This is a genomic window from Paraburkholderia solisilvae, from assembly GCF_902859875.1.
GTDB lineage: Bacteria > Pseudomonadota > Gammaproteobacteria > Burkholderiales > Burkholderiaceae > Paraburkholderia > Paraburkholderia solisilvae.
In genome coordinates, this window is record NZ_CADIKF010000072.1 from 18,574 (window position 1) to 33,171 (window position 14,598).

Below are 14,598 nucleotides of genomic sequence, written 5' to 3' on the forward strand. Positions count from 1 at the left end.
ACAGATTACGCTTCGCAGCCGCATCCAGGCGGCGCACGATTGACGAAACTGGCGCGGTTGCGTCGTATTGGCGGCGATTTTTGCTGCTCATTTCACGCACTCGCATTTGCTTGCTCGCCTGCATTTGCCTGCTGCAACTGCTTGCCTCATTTGCCTGCGCGCCCGCATTTGCCTGTTCGCTGCGTGATCGTATCGTATCTGTCCGAGCAGCCCCGAACGCCTCCGGCCTCGCCGTGCAGGGCCGGGTCGCGCTTGCAGGAAGCCGTTTCAGAAGCTGTTCCGTCGCCGTCTTTCTTTCACTACTGCCGAACCATCATGTCTCTCTTTTCCGCCGTCGAACTTGCTCCCCGCGACCCGATCCTGGGCCTGAACGAAGCCTTCAATGCCGACCCGCGCCCGACCAAGGTGAATCTGGGCGTCGGCGTCTATACCAATGAAGAAGGCAAGATTCCGCTGCTGCGGGCAGTGCGCGAAGCAGAAAAGGCACGCATCGAAGCGGCCGCGCCGCGCGGCTATCTGCCGATTGAAGGCATCGCCACATATGACGCGGCGGTCCAGCAACTGCTGCTTGGCAAAGACTCGCCGCTGGTCGCGGCGGGCCGCGTGGTAACGGCCCAGGCGCTCGGCGGCACGGGCGCGCTGAAAATCGGCGCGGATTTCCTCAAGCGTCTGAATCCGGCGGCGAAAGTCGCGATCAGCGACCCGAGCTGGGAAAACCATCGGGCGCTGTTCGAGGGCGCGGGCTTCGAGGTTATCTCGTATCCGTACTACGACGCGAAGACCAACGGCGTCAATTTCGAAGGCATGCTGACGGCGCTCAACGGCTACGCGCCGGGCACGATCGTCGTGCTGCACGCGTGCTGCCACAACCCGACCGGCGTGGATCTGACGGCTGACCAGTGGCGCCAGGTCGTCGAAGTCGTCAAGGCCCGCCAGCTGGTGCCGTTCCTCGACATCGCGTATCAGGGCTTCGGCGATAGTATCGACGCGGATGCTGCGGCGGTGCGTCTGTTCGTGCAATCGGAAGTGAATGTGTTCGTATCGTCGTCGTTCTCGAAGTCGTTCTCGCTCTATGGCGAACGCGTCGGTGCGCTTTCGGTCATCACGAGCGGCAAGGACGAAACCGCACGCGTGCTGTCGCAACTGAAGCGCGTGATTCGCACCAACTATTCGAACCCGCCGACGCACGGTGGCTCGGTCGTCGCAGCCGTGCTCGGTTCGCCGGATCTGCGCGCGATGTGGGAAACGGAACTCGGTGAAATGCGCGATCGCATCCGTGCGATGCGCAATGGGCTCGTCTCGCGTCTGCAGGCAGCGGGCGTGAACCGCGACTTCAGCTTCGTCAACGTGCAGCGCGGCATGTTCTCGTACTCGGGCCTGACCGCGGCTCAGGTCGATCGCCTGCGTGAAGAATTCGGCATCTATGCGGTCAGCACCGGCCGTATCTGCGTCGCGGCGCTGAACACGCGCAATCTCGATGTGGTCGCGAATGCGATTGCGCACGTGTTGAAGTAAGTGGCGCAACGCGTGGCCGGATGGTTGGCGCTGTCCGGGACTATGCGGAATGCAGAAGCGAAAGCGGCACTGGTGAACCAGTGCCGCTTTTTTGTTCCCGATGACATGATGCTTTCGACATCAGCGTGTATTCAACGCGTGTCGCGATGAATATCGTGGGTCACGAAACCGGAGTCGTTGTCCGGCATGTCGAGCCAGCCCGGCTGCGCGAGCGACGCGCGAATGTCGTCAAGGCCGCTTTGCCAATGTTCGCGCATCGTCGACAAGCCGAACTGATAGTCCTTGTAGTGCCCCTCGTATTCCTTGTTCCGGTAGATCAGATGGATCACGTTGTAACGCTTCGAGCACGATAGCTCGTCGGCAAGCCTGCACCAGGGGTCGTCGCGATGCTCGGGTGCGACGCGGTCGAGCAATTCGCGCAGCACGTGCCTGAAGCGCTGCGTACGCTGCATCATGTCCGTGACCAGACGGGTGCGGCTCGAGTACTGGATGTCCTTGACCCGCCCCTGCACATCGGTGATGTTGTCCGGCACCGGACCGACCGCGCTCCACAGATCGACCTGGAACGCGAGCGTATCGCGGCGCGGCGACGCCTGCGCAACCTGACTGAGCGGCGTGTTCGACATCAACCCGCCGTCCCAGTAGTACTGACCGTCGATCTCGACCGCACCGAAACCGGGCGGCAGCGCGCCGGACGCCATGAAGTGTTCGGGCCTGAGCGTCGTATCCGGATGCATGTTGTCGAAGTACGCGAAGTTGCCGGTACCGACGTTCACCGCACCGACCGACACGTGCGTCTCTCCGGAATTAATGCGATCGAAATCGCAAAGTCGCTCGAGCGTCGCTTTCAGCGGCGTCGTGTCGTAGTAGCTGGCGAGTTGCGGCGGCCCGGACACGGTCGGCAGGGGCGGCGGAAAGCGCGGCACGAAGAAGCCCTTCTGGCCTTCGACGATCGCACCGACTGCCTGCACCGCGGTGAACGCTTTGCGGACTGCGTCCGTGGAGTTGAAGAACGCATGTTCGACGAATGGCGGCAGCGGCGGCCCGAACGCGGGTTGGCAGATCGTCTCCCAGAACTCGAGCAGCCGCTCGACCCGGCGCTCCGGCGCATTACCGGCGATGATCGCCGTGTTCAGCGCGCCGATCGAAATGCCGGCGAGCCAGTTCGGCAGAATGCCCGCCTCGTCGAGCCCTTGGTACACGCCCGCCTGGTACGCGCCGAGCGCGCCGCCGCCTTGCAACATCAACGCGACCGTCTCGTATGTCGGCAACCCGACGACGCGACTCGCCCGTATGCCGGCTGCCGGGCCGGCACGCTCGGCGGCCGCGTCCGCGCAGGCCTCCTTGACATTGCGTTGCGCCATTCGAGCTCTCCTCGTTTATTGCATATACCAGCCGTGGCTCACGACAAACGATTGGCCCGTCAATGCCGCCGTAGGGAACGCGGACAGGAACAGCACGGTCTGCGCCACGTCTTCGACGGTGGTGAACACGCCGTCCACCGTGCCGCCTAGCATCACGTGCTTGACGACTTCGTCCTCGCTGATGCCGAGCTCCTTTGCCTGCTCGGGAATCTGCTTGTCGACGAGCGGCGTGCGCACGAATCCCGGGCAAACGACATGAGAACGCACATTGTGTTTTGCGCCCTCCTTCGCGAGCACCCGCGCAAGACCGAGCAGCGCGTGCTTGGCGGCCACGTAAGCGGACTTGAGCGGCGACGCCGCGTGCGAATGTACGGAGCCCATGTAGATCACCACGCCGCCGCGATCATCCTTGTACATGTGCTTGAGCGCCGCCTTCGTGGTAAGGAACGCGCCGTCGACATGAATGGCCTGCATCTTCTTCCAGTCGGAAAACGCGTAGTTCTCGATCGGGTTAACGATCTGAATGCCCGCGTTTGAAATCAGGATATCCACCGAGCCGAACTCGGCCGCGACCTTGTCTATGCCCTGGTTGACCGCGTCTTCATTCGTGACGTCCATCGCCACACCGATCGCCTTGCCGCCGGCCTGTCTGATTTCCTCGGCAACCGCATTAGCGCCTTGCTGGTTCAGGTCCGCAATCGCGATGGCGGCTCCCGCTTGCGACAGCGTCAACGCAATCTGTTTGCCGATACCACTTGCCGCGCCCGTGACGACCGCGACCTTGCCTTGCAGACTCGTATTCAATGACGACATCCAGAACCTCCATGCAGTAGATGAGCAATGAAACCATGACGCGCGTTCGCCGTGAAGCTAGCCGAATGGCATATGCCATTCGGCCGAATGTTGCATCGCGTCCAGCGCTGCTATTGTGCATGAAGCTGAACACGCAAAGCACCCATCACGCGTTGTGCGGAATCAGATTAAGCTAAGCGGTTTTCAAGCTGTCTTAAACAACCAAAGGGGAAAGGCATGAACTATCGTCGTCTCGGCCGCTCGGGCCTGCAGGTCAGCGAACTGTCGATCGGCTCCTGGGTCACTTACGGCAATCAGGTGGATCGTCGCATCGCGCGCGAATCGCTCGCCGCGGCACGCGACGCCGGCATCAATTTCTTCGACAACGCGGAGGTTTACGCAGGCGGCCAGTCTGAAGAGATCATGGGTCACGCGCTAAAAGAACTCGCGTGGCCGCGCATCAGCTATGTCGTCTCGACGAAGTTCTTCTGGGGCCTCAATGAAGCGCCGAATCAGTACCACACGCTGAACCGCAAATATCTGATGAACGCGATCGATAGCTCGCTCGGGCGCCTGCAGCTCGACTACGTCGATCTCGTGTTCTGCCATCGTCCCGATCCGCATACGCCGATCGAGGAAACCGTCTGGGCGATGAGCGACATGATCGCGCGTGGCAAGGCGCTGTACTGGGGCACCTCCGAATGGAGCGCCGATGAAATTCGCGCGGCGTACGAAATAGCCGAACGGCATCATCTTCACAAGCCTGTCATGGAACAGCCGCAGTACAACCTCTTTTGCCGCAAACGGGTCGAACAGGAATACAGCCGCCTTTACGAAGACATCGGCCTTGGCTTGACCACATGGAGTCCGCTCGCATCGGGCCTGCTGACCGGCAAATACCGCAACGGCGTGCCCGCCGGCAGCCGCGCGGAGTTGCAAGGCTATGACTGGTTGCGCAACTCGCTGACCGACTCCCACAAGAACAATGTTGTCGCCAAGCTCGGCGACGTTGCGAATGAACTCGGCTGTACGCTTGCGCAATTGGCAATCGCGTGGATCCTGAAGAATCCGAACGTCAGCACCGTCATTACCGGCGCGTCGCGCGTCGAGCAGATCGGCGAAAACATGAAGGCGCAGGACGTCGCCGCGAAGATCACGCCGGATGTCAAGGAGCGCATCGAAGCCATCGTCGGAGATGCATTCAATTGATCCTCCTGGTTAAGCTGAACACGGACGAAGCATGAACGGGTAGGCCCTGTGCGCGGAGCGGCTGCTTCGGCATGCCGCGTCAACGGACCACAACGCGGCGTCGCGTACTACAATACGCGCCCGCGTTGCGCGAACCGGCAACGCGCGAAACATGCGTCACCGGTCGGAACGGCCGGCACGTGCCTCAGTTTTTGGACACCCGCCCCGGACCCACCATGCTCAGTTATCGACACGCTTTTCATGCGGGCAATCACGCCGACGTTCTGAAACACGCGATCCTCGTTCAGTTGCTCGACTATCTCAGCCAGAAAGACAAGGCGTACTGGTATATCGATACCCACGCCGGCGCCGGCGTGTATGCGCTGCAGGAAGGCTTCGCGGCCAAATCCGCGGAGTCCGCAAGCGGCATTGTGAAGCTGTGGAAGCGCAACGATCTGCCGCCGGTGCTCGCCGAGTATGTCGAGGAAGTGTCCGCGATCAATCCGGACGGCGAGCTTCGTTACTATCCCGGCTCGCCTTACCTTGCGTGGCGTTCAATGCGCGCACAGGACAGAATGCGTCTGTTCGAACTGCATAGCACCGAAATCGACGTGCTTCGCCATAATTTCCGCGATGCCGGCAGGCGGGCCATGCTCTTCGCAGGCGACGGACTCGAAGGCATCAAGCCACTGCTGCCGCCGGCGTCAAGACGCGCGCTCGTGCTAATCGACCCGTCATACGAAGACAAACGCGACTACGCGCGCACGCTGAGCTGTCTTGAAGACGCCTTGAAGCGCTTCGCCACCGGCACCTATGCGGTGTGGTATCCGCAGGTTTCGCGCCCCGAGTCGCAGCGGTTTGCGGATCAGCTCAAGCGCCTGCAGGAAAAAAACTGGCTGCATGTATCGCTGACCGTGTCCAGTCCGCCGGCCGACGGATTCGGGCTATTCGGCAGCGGCATGTTCATCCTGAATCCGCCCTATACGCTACCGAAAGCGATGAAGGACACCATGCCCTGGCTTGTCGAAGCGCTCGGGCAAGACAAGGCGGCGCAGTTCAAGGTCGAGTTCCGGCTGGATTGAGCGGCCGTCGAACCGGTTACCGCGCGCCGTTTATTACGCTTTTCGCGCTATTGCGGCGGCCGGGGTTGCGGAGCGGGACGCGGAGGTTGTGGATGCGGCCCGCCCGAATGCGGCGGCTGTCCGCCGTTCCCACCGTTGGTAGGCAGATTGATATACGGCGCCACGTAGATTGGCGTCGATGAATTGTAAGGCGAGGGCGCCAGTTGTTCGGGCTGGGCAGGAGGTGCGGCCTGCACGATCGGCTGACTGGAAAGCGGCGCGTTTTGCAGCACGATGCCGCTTTGGCCATCGTTGATGCCATGTTGTGTGTCGAGAATCAATGGCTGTCCGCCCGCGGCAAACGCGGTCGAAACGGCAAAAACCGATGCCACTAAAACGGACGCCGCAGCGGCGGTCGTGAAACGAGTCGAACGGACCTTGAACATGATGAGCGGGTCAGGTTAAGGGTCAACGGCAAGGATAAACGCCAACATACAAAAAGCGCTTTACCTTACCGTAGTGGCAACGTTCAGACTAGCAATTATTGGTGTACGGGTGCCGGAAATGAAAAAGCCCCGCTGGTGCGGGGCTTTTTATTGGCAGCGGCGATGGCGCCGCCGACTACCGGCTTACAGCGAATAGCCGTTGGATTCGAGTTCGCGAATCCGCTGTTCGAGCTGAACGATATCCGTCGACTCAGCGAGATACGCTTCGCGGCGGCTTTGTTCTGCGGTTTCGAACCAGTTGCTCAGTTTTTCGACGACATACGCAATCATGATGTACTCCAAGGATCAGATGAATCCCCGGTGGATTGGACATCAGGGATTTCCCGTAAAAGGGTTAACCCGCATTATAGTCATCCATTGCCCATGCGCCAGTGAAATGCCTGAATCCGGTGCATTCCGGTTTGGAATGGTGCGCGATTTTCGTCAGAGCAAACGGTTGATTCAAAACTGTCTTTTTAAGAATCACTGCCAACGCGCGGGATGTTGTCCGCCCATTAGCACCAAATTGGTGCCAATCGTGGCACCAGATCGCGATCAAGCGTCGCTGTTATCAACTGACTTCGTCGCGACACCCATTGCAGTCCGATATGGGGTCGCTCGCCGCGAGCCGCTCGATAATCGGGCAATCTGGCCGGTCGTCTCCGTGACAGTGTTGAGCAAGATGAGCAAGCGTGTCGCGCATCTCGGTCAACTCGGCAATGCGCCGGTCGAGCTCCGTCACGTGCTCGAGCGCGATCACCTTGACCTCGGCACTCGCGCGGGAACGGTCGTGCCACAGCGCGAGCAGGCGGCGAATATCGTCGACGAGAAAACCCAGGCGCCTCGCCTGCCGGATAAAGCGCAGCGAATGAACCTCCTGCGTTCCGTACACGCGATATCCGGCCGCCGTACGCTCTCTCGCCGCCAGCAGGCCGACGCTTTCATAGTAGCGGATCATTTTCGCCGTCACACCCGACGCGCGTGCCGCTTCGCCAATATTCATGTCGCTTGCCCCTCGTTGATCACCGTGCGCCGTCCGATCCTACACCTTCCCATGTTGGGAAGCCCGAGCTCGCAGTTGGGGATCAGCAGGCATAATCCAAACCATCTCAGCACCTTTTTGCAGAAGGAATCCGCAATGACCATCGAATTCAACGTAGAGGGCATGAGCTGCCAGCATTGCGTGTCGGCCGTCACCGGCGCGATCCGCGAGCGCGACGCGACAGCCCGCGTTCAGGTCGACCTTGCGGCAGGCAAAGTCGCCGTCGATTCGACCGCATCGGTCGAGATGCTGAAAGACGCGATCGACGACGCGGGCTATACGGTCGTTGCCGTCGCGAATCAATGAGCGAAGGCCGGCGTAGGTTCAAAGTCGCTTTGATCGGCGCGTCTGGCCTGCTCGGCCGCGCGATTGCCGCGCAACTGTCGCAACAGACAAGCTGGCAAATCGTGCAAACGGCGTTCGCGCATGCGCGCGCGCCGCAGATCGCGCTCGATATTCGCGATACGCAAGCGGTGACCCGCTTCGTCGATGCGGAAGCGCCGGACGCGGTTGTGATCGCGGCGGCCGAGCGCCGTCCGGACGTTTGCGAGAACAATCCGGCGCTCGCGCGCGCGTTGAATGTCGACGCGGTGCGCGCGATTGCGAATGCGGCGCATCGGCATCGCGCGTGGGTACTGTCGATCTCGACCGATTACGTGTTCGATGGCACCCGGCCGCCCTATCGCCACGACGCGCCGCCGGCGCCGATCAATGCGTATGGCCGTAGCAAGCTGGAAGGCGAACAGGCACTCTTCGACTCGACTAGCAATGGTTGCGTGCTGCGCTTGCCGCTGCTGTACGGGCCGATCGTGAGCTGGCAGGAGTCGGCTGTCACGAGCCTTGTGCCGGCGATCGCAGCATCGGCATCTGAGCCTGTCCAGGCAGCCGCGCACCAACGCGACGATCTCGCACGTACGCATCGAGGCACACAGGCTGCCGTGATGGATGCATGGGCGACCCGCTATCCGACCTTCACGCCCGATGTCGCGTTCGTCGTCATGCAGATGCTCGAACGGCATGCACGCGGCGAACCGGTATGCGGCATCACACAATGGTCCGGCGATGAGCCGATGACGAAGTACGACATCGCGCGGCGCCTTGCCGACGCGCTGCAAATCGACGCTCGACTCGCGCCGCAGTCCACGCCGGCGGATGCAACGCCGCGTCCGCGCGATTGCCATCTGGATTCGGGCGTGCTCGAAGCGCTCGGCATTGGCCGCCGCACGCCGTTCGATGTCGCGATCCGGCAGGTGCTCGTCGATTTTCCGTGGCGAGGCGAGGCAGCGCGAAGCGGAGCATAGCGTGCTCGAGTTCGGGCATCGTCGGTTCGAGCTGCTGGGATCGCAGTTGCTCGAACATCGGCTGATGTGGGCCGCGACGCTCAATACGTATCGCCATGGTGCAGGCTCGTGCTGTGGCGCGTGGCATCGGGTGTGACTGACGTGTCGGGCGTATTGGCCCCGTGTCCAACATATCAAACATAACCTCTCAGCAAAAATCCCGGCTCGTCGACTGCAACCCGCCGAGCAGATGCGACATATCAACAAGCCGATGCGCAACGAGGTGTCGCACTTCACCCTCCCGTTGCCAGACGCCGTACACCGCCAGCAGCGACGCGCCCAGCAGCTCCTTGCGCTGTGCCTCGACGAGCTTCGGCCATACGATCACGTTGACATTGCCGGTTTCGTCTTCGATCGTCACGAAGATCACGCCTTTCGCGGTCCCCGGCTGCTGTCGGACCGTCACGATGCCGCAGCCGCGCGCAAGCCGGCCATGGCGATACGTGTTGAGCGTCGCAGCCGGCATCAGCCGATGTTCGAGCAACTGCGATCTCAACAGCTCGAGCGGATGGCGCCCGAGCGTCAGGCCCGCCGACCGGTAGTCCGCCACGATGTCCTGCGCCTCCGATGGCGCGCCCAGCGCAGGCGTCTCGTCACTGACCGCCGCGGCGGCCAGCAGGTCCTTGTCGGGCACCGCGGCGACCGACTGCCACAACGCCTCGCGTCGATTGCCGGAGAGCGTCGCAAGCGCGTTGGCGTCCGCCAGCACGTGCAGATCGTGGCGATTGAGCTGCGCGCGATGCGCAAGATCATGCACGCTGTCGAACGGCCGCACCGCGCGTGAAATCTCGATGCGCTCCGCGGCGCCATCCTTCATCCCGCGCAACAGCGAAAGCCCGAGACGCACGGCCGGTCGTTCCGCGCCGTCGAGCATTTCAAGCGATGCGTTCCAGCCGCTCACCGTGACGTCGACCGGCAGCACCTTCACACCGTGGCGCTTTGCGTCCTGCACGAGCTGCGACGGTGAGTAAAACCCCATCGGCTGGCTGTTGAGCATCGCCGCGAGAAACGCTTCAGGCTCGTGGCGCTTCAGCCAGCTGCTCGTGTACACGAGCAGCGCAAAGCTTGCCGCGTGACTCTCCGGAAAACCGTATTCGCCAAAGCCCTCGATCTGCTCGAAGATCGCTTCGGCAAAGCTCCGCTCATAGCCGCGCTCCTGCATGCCGTTGACGATCCGGTCGTAGTACTTTTGCAGCCCGCCCTTGCGCTTCCATGCCGCCATCGCGCGGCGCAGCTGATCGGCTTCGCCGGCCGTGAAACCGGCCGCGATGATCGCGACCTGCATCACCTGCTCCTGGAAAATCGGCACGCCAAGCGTGCGGCCGAGCGCCGGGATCAGCTTATCGTTCGGGTACGTTGTGGGCTCGAGCCCTTGCCGCCGGCGCAAATACGGATGCACCGCACCGCCCTGGATCGGCCCGGGCCGCACGATCGCGACTTCGATAACGAGGTCGTAGAATTTTTTCGGCCGCAAGCGCGGCAACATGCTCATCTGTGCGCGCGATTCGATCTGGAACACGCCGACCGTATCGGCGCGCGAGATCATCTCGTACGTCTGCCCGTCTTCCAGCGGAATCGACTGCATTTCGAAGTCTTCGCCGCGCCGCTGCGCGACAAAATCGAGCGCACGGCGAATCGCCGACAGCATGCCGAGCGCAAGCACATCGACCTTCAGCAGACCCAACGATTCGAGATCGTCCTTGTCCCATTCGATCACCGAACGCTCCGGCATCGCCGCATTCTCGACCGGCACGAGTCGCGTGAGCTTGCCGCGGCTGATCACGAAACCGCCGGAATGCTGTGACAGGTGCCGCGGAAAGTTGAGCAGTTGCGAGGCCAGTTTCGCCCACAGCTGAATGAGCGGCGTCTGCGGGTCGAGCCCGGACTCTTCGAAACGCGCGAGCAGATCGCGGCTCGAGTCGAACCAGTGATGCGACTTCGCCACCTTGTCGACAATCTGCGGATCGATGCCGAGCGCCTTGCCGGTTTCCCGCAACGCGCCGCGCGGCCGGTAAGTGGACACCGCCGCCGCGATCGCCGCGCGATCGCGGCCATATTTGTTGTAGATGTACTGAATGACTTCTTCTCGCCGCTGGTGCTCGAAGTCGACATCGATATCGGGCGGCTCGCCGCGCTCCTTCGAAATGAACCGCTCGAACAGCATATTGCTGCGCGCCGGATCCACTTCGGTGACGCCCAGGCAATAGCAGACTGCCGAGTTGGCCGCCGAACCGCGCCCCTGACACAGAATGTGCTGGCTGCGCGCGTAACGCACGATGTCGTAGACCGTCAGGAAGTACGGCTCGTATTCCAGTTCTTCGATCAGCGTCAGCTCGTGCTCGAGCTGACGCTGGACCTCGTATGGAATGCCCGACGGAAAACGCCCCCGCGCGCCCTGATACGTTTCATGCCGTAAATAAGCGGTCGGCGTGAAACCGGCGGGCACGAGTTCGTCCGGATATTCGTAGCGAAGACTGGCGAGCGAAAACGTGCAGCGCGCAAGCACGCTGATCGTCTCGCGCACCGTATGCTCGGGATAAAGATTGGCGATGCGCACTCGCGAACGCAAATGCTGCTCCGCATTCGGCGCAAGATCGTAACCGCATTCGTGAACCGGCTTGCCGACACGGATGGCCGTCAACGTATCCTGCAACGGCTTGCGCGAGCGCACGTGCATCACCACATGGCCTAGCGCAACGACCGGCACCTGCAGGCGATCCGCGACATATTCGACCGAGCCGCGATGGATGTCATCCATCGCGCGCTGATGCAATACGAGGCCCACCCATGCGCGCTCGGGAAACGTCTCGTCGAGCCATTGGATTTGCGCTTCGAGCGCGTCTTCTCGCGCAGGGAACTCGGGCACCAGAATCGCCAGGCAATCGGGCATGCCGCGCAAATGCGCGTGATCGCGATCGGGCCGCGACAGATCGTGCGGCGTCAGCCGGTATTCGCCCTTCGGCGCACGCTTGCGCGCAAGCGTGATCAACTCCGACAGATTGCCGTAGCCCTCGCGGTTCTGTGCCAGCAGAATCAATCCGAAGGCCGGCGAACCGTCGGCATTGCGCAGCCGGAAATACGAACCGACGATGAGCGGCAGGCCCGTTTCCTTCGCCGCGACGTGCGCCCGCACGATGCCGGCCAGCGAACATTCATCGGTAATCGCAAGTCCCGCGTAACCGAGTTCTGCCGCGCGTTGCGCCAGTTCCTCCGCATGCGATGCACCGTGCAGAAACGTGAAATTGGAAAAGCAGAACAGCTCGGCATACGCCGGCAGCGTAAAAGACGCAGCGGACGGCTCGACGGAGGATGTGTCGACAGGTGGTGTCGCGGGCGGAATGGAAGTGGGGGCCATGGTCCGTGTGTTCCCGTTGCGGGTGTGCTGTTTGTGCGCCGTTTATGCGCCGCTTGTCCGCGATGGCCGGTCAGCCGAACAGGCCGTGCAGGAACCAGCGCTGCTCCTGCTCTTCTTCGGCCGCGCGGCTGCCGACGCGCTCGAGATAGACCCAGTAACAGCTGCGGTTTTCGGCTTGGGCGACGTAGTAGTCGCGCGTGATCAATCCGTTGTCGAACCAGCCCGCTTCAATTCGCTCGGCCGGCGACGCCAGCCGCAGCGGCGAACCATAGAACGGCCGGTTCTGACGCGTCAGCAGGCGTATGGGTGTCTCCAGCATCCATGTCGGGCGCGGCAAACTCTGCGGCAACACACTCTTCTTTTCACGAGCGCCGACCGGCACCCAGCGGTTCGCGACTTCCGGACGGTAATCGGCCGTCGGTGCGGGACGCAGCACGTTCTCCACACCCAGACGCGCAATCAGCAATTCGAGCAGGCGCGCGTGATCTTCCGGTGTGCCGCCCGGCTCCGGGAAAAGGTTATCGTTGACGGGCTGCGCCGAGGCGATTTTCGTCGCGTCGAGCCGCAGCGCGATAGCCGGTGCCGGCAACTCCGCGCGATGCAGACGTTCTTTCACCAGCCGCAACAGATGCTCCTCGCGCCATGTCGGTTCGCCGAGCGCGATTTCGATCAAGGTCGGCGCGAGCGCCTGCCTGCCCCGCTCGTGTTCGAAAGAAAACGTCACGGCGGCCGCTGCAAGTTGCTTCGCGCATAACCAGCCGCATAGTTGCGCAAGCAACCGATGCGCGGCAAACACCGCGCCGTCCGCCTGTTCGAGCCGGTCAGGCAATTCGATGCGCGCGGAAAAAGTGGGCGGCAGTTCGAGCCAGTCGAATAGCTCCGGCGCCAGACCGAATGCGCGATCCAGCGAATCGAGCAGATGTTCGCCGCAACGACGCTGCAAGCCGGCACGCGGCAAACGACGCACGTCGGCAATCGACGCGCAGCCGAGCCCCGTGAACCAGTCGGCAAACGGGCGGATCTCCGGCACCGCGTACATCGGCAACGGCGCGAGTGCGCGTTCAAGCGATGTGATCTGCAGTACTCTCCGGTTGCCATGCTTCGCCAGCAGCCACGCGCCCTGGCCGGTCGGCGCCACGCTGATGCGTGCGCTTAGTCCAAACGTATCGAGCAGTGCTTTTACCAGCCTGTACAGCGACAGCATGCCGCCGAAAAGCCGCAGACTCGCGCCGACTTCGACGATCACGGTCGCCTCGTCGAGCAACGCGACATCCGGTGAGAACTTCATCAGTGCGATACCGACTTCCCGCTGCACGGCGTTTTCGCGTGCGCTATCGCGCTCGTATAAACGCGTCTGCGCAGACAGGGTATTCACGCCCGCGCGCTTCATGCCCACGCGCACCCCTACCGCCCGGGCCGCGCGATCGACGATCACCACCACGCCCTTTTCCAGCACGGCGCAGCCGTGCGCCGCCTTGACCGCGGCTGCGTCTGCATCATCACGCAACCACTTCGGCTGGAAGACTTCGAGGGGCAACTTCGGCAAATGAACGGCGAGAAAGACGCGCATGACGGGAATACAAAACAGGGGTGGGTTGCAGGGAAATCGACAGAGGCGCTGCGCGTAAGGGACCTCGTCGTTTCACAATGTCGACCATCAGGCCTTCTGCTGACGGTCTTAGCGAGAGCCGCAACAGAGCCGGCGATGCGTCCTGCGCGGCCGTGAGCGGCCGGACCATGATGAATAGCGTCCCGGATGATTGAGCCGCCAGATGCAAACGCCGTAATGACGACGCTTTCGCATGCTGCACCCACAGCAGCACCGCACCGCAACTGCCGGCCTGAAGGATCTGCTCGGCGGACCATAGGGCGTCGGTGATTTTCGTCGCCTTGATTTGCAGCAGCCGTTCGAGTGACAGTCCGATATAGTTCAGGCCCGGGCCATCTGGAATATGCGGCGGTTTGATCAGTGCGATAGGCCGCTCGTCGAGCACACTGAATGCGGGCTGCAGGAGCCGCATTTCACCGACACCCGGCTGATCCACCATCAAATCGACCAGTTCACCGACCGGCCAGCCACCACCGGGCAACTCCGCGGACAGTACCGGGAAGCCCGTGTCGACCGTCTTCCCACGTCCATGCGCAAGCTGCGAGGCTCGCCAGAGCGCCGGGTGAATTTCTTCGGCAGGAATAGCGGCGGATGACATCGATCGTAGGAAAAACCTGTATGTTTGTACAGTATCCTACACGTAATTCGGGTGCTCTGAAGGGGTACTTTTCGAGGTGAATCGACGGCGAGCTTGAGGCGAAGGTCTGATTAATGAGACCAGAGGAAGGGGAGCGGCGGCGCTGGAGGCCGTAAACGCCACGACCCCGCCTTTGGTGGGCGGGGTCGCGGGATGAGGCAGGAGGAGCCTGACGATTACCTACTTTCACACGGGCAATCCGCACTATCA

The 14,598-nt window shown here is 62.2% G+C and carries 13 protein-coding genes; 5 read left to right on the forward strand and 8 right to left on the reverse strand.

Annotated features, from left to right (window positions below):
* The first annotated feature begins 315 nt into the window (after positions 1-315).
* Positions 316-1,515, forward strand: coding sequence for an amino acid aminotransferase (locus HV675_RS29325; RefSeq protein WP_175114960.1), 1,200 nt, complete (start codon positions 316-318; stop codon positions 1,513-1,515).
* A gap of 131 nt (positions 1,516-1,646) precedes the next feature.
* On the opposite strand, the gene HV675_RS29330 is transcribed toward HV675_RS29325, so the two are convergent.
* Together HV675_RS29330 and HV675_RS29335 are read right to left on the reverse strand one after the other, a co-directional pair.
* Positions 1,647-2,879, reverse strand: coding sequence for a DUF3734 domain-containing protein (locus tag HV675_RS29330; RefSeq protein WP_175114961.1), 1,233 nt, complete (start codon positions 2,877-2,879; stop codon positions 1,647-1,649).
* A gap of 15 nt (positions 2,880-2,894) precedes the next feature.
* Positions 2,895-3,692 carry a 3-hydroxybutyrate dehydrogenase gene (locus HV675_RS29335; protein ID WP_175114962.1) on the reverse strand — a complete coding sequence of 266 codons (798 nt, stop codon included), beginning with the start codon at positions 3,690-3,692 and terminating at the stop codon, positions 2,895-2,897.
* 216 nt (positions 3,693-3,908) lie between these two features.
* On the opposite strand from HV675_RS29335, the gene HV675_RS29340 reads away from it, so the two are divergent.
* Together HV675_RS29340 and HV675_RS29345 are read left to right on the forward strand one after the other, a co-directional pair.
* Positions 3,909-4,880, forward strand: coding sequence for a potassium channel beta subunit family protein (locus HV675_RS29340; RefSeq protein ID WP_175114963.1), 972 nt, complete (start codon positions 3,909-3,911; stop codon positions 4,878-4,880).
* A 215-nt stretch (positions 4,881-5,095) separates the two neighbouring features.
* Positions 5,096-5,941, forward strand: coding sequence for a 23S rRNA (adenine(2030)-N(6))-methyltransferase RlmJ (locus HV675_RS29345; protein ID WP_175114964.1), 846 nt, complete (start codon positions 5,096-5,098; stop codon positions 5,939-5,941).
* 47 nt (positions 5,942-5,988) lie between these two features.
* Here HV675_RS29345 and HV675_RS29350 read toward each other — a convergent pair whose 3' ends face one another.
* From HV675_RS29350 to cueR, 3 genes are all read right to left on the reverse strand, one after another.
* Positions 5,989-6,366 (reverse strand): hypothetical protein, encoded by a 378-nt coding sequence (locus tag HV675_RS29350; protein ID WP_175114965.1) that lies wholly within the window; start codon positions 6,364-6,366, stop codon positions 5,989-5,991.
* 183 nt (positions 6,367-6,549) lie between these two features.
* Complete coding sequence (locus tag HV675_RS29355) at positions 6,550-6,696, reverse strand: DUF3563 family protein (protein WP_175114966.1); 147 nt, start codon at positions 6,694-6,696, stop codon at positions 6,550-6,552.
* A gap of 280 nt (positions 6,697-6,976) precedes the next feature.
* Positions 6,977-7,408, reverse strand: coding sequence for a Cu(I)-responsive transcriptional regulator (gene cueR / locus HV675_RS29360; RefSeq protein WP_175114967.1), 432 nt, complete (start codon positions 7,406-7,408; stop codon positions 6,977-6,979).
* 135 nt (positions 7,409-7,543) lie between these two features.
* On the opposite strand from cueR, the gene HV675_RS29365 reads away from it, so the two are divergent.
* Both HV675_RS29365 and HV675_RS29370 read left to right on the forward strand, forming a co-directional pair.
* Positions 7,544-7,753 (forward strand): cation transporter, encoded by a 210-nt coding sequence (locus HV675_RS29365; RefSeq protein ID WP_175114968.1) that lies wholly within the window; start codon positions 7,544-7,546, stop codon positions 7,751-7,753.
* A complete protein-coding gene (locus HV675_RS29370; RefSeq protein ID WP_175114969.1) occupies positions 7,750-8,748 on the forward strand; it encodes a dTDP-4-dehydrorhamnose reductase family protein in 999 nt (332 codons plus the stop codon). The genes HV675_RS29365 and HV675_RS29370 overlap by 4 nt, the downstream gene beginning before the upstream one ends.
* A 187-nt stretch (positions 8,749-8,935) precedes the next feature.
* On the opposite strand, the gene HV675_RS29375 is transcribed toward HV675_RS29370, so the two are convergent.
* The 3 genes from HV675_RS29375 to imuA form a co-directional block, all read right to left on the reverse strand.
* Positions 8,936-12,142 carry an error-prone DNA polymerase gene (locus tag HV675_RS29375; RefSeq protein ID WP_175114970.1) on the reverse strand — a complete coding sequence of 1,069 codons (3,207 nt, stop codon included), beginning with the start codon at positions 12,140-12,142 and terminating at the stop codon, positions 8,936-8,938.
* A gap of 70 nt (positions 12,143-12,212) precedes the next feature.
* Positions 12,213-13,712 carry a Y-family DNA polymerase gene (locus HV675_RS29380; RefSeq protein ID WP_175114971.1) on the reverse strand — a complete coding sequence of 500 codons (1,500 nt, stop codon included), beginning with the start codon at positions 13,710-13,712 and terminating at the stop codon, positions 12,213-12,215.
* Positions 13,642-14,349, reverse strand: a complete 708-nt coding sequence (imuA, locus tag HV675_RS29385) for a translesion DNA synthesis-associated protein ImuA (RefSeq protein WP_175114972.1) — start codon at positions 14,347-14,349, stop codon at positions 13,642-13,644. The genes HV675_RS29380 and imuA overlap by 71 nt, the downstream gene beginning before the upstream one ends.
* Positions 14,350-14,598: the final 249 nt, after the last annotated feature.